Genomic DNA, 249 nt, shown 5'->3' with positions numbered 1-249 from the left:
CGCCCTATTCGGACTCGCTTTCGCTACGGCTACCCCACACGGGTTAACCTCGCTACACACCGCAAACTCGCAGGCTCATTCTTCAAAAGGCACGCAGTCACGGCCCACCAGTAAACTGGTGAACGACGCTCCCACGGCTTGTAGGCACACGGTTTCAGGTACTATTTCACTCCGCTCCCGCGGTACTTTTCACCATTCCCTCACGGTACTATCCGCTATCGGTCACTAGGGAATATTTAGGCTTAGCGG

At 55.4% G+C, this 249-nt stretch carries 1 rRNA gene; it reads right to left on the bottom strand.

Annotated features, from left to right (window positions below):
- Positions 1 to 249 (bottom strand): 23S ribosomal RNA (locus tag BG452_RS37960); the annotation flags it as partial.

Source organism: Streptomyces sp. CBMA123 (genome assembly GCF_014596465.1).
Classification (GTDB): Bacteria; Actinomycetota; Actinomycetes; order Streptomycetales; family Streptomycetaceae; genus Kitasatospora.
Note: the sequence above shows the minus strand (reverse complement) of the source record. Positions and strands in the feature narration are given on the sequence as shown.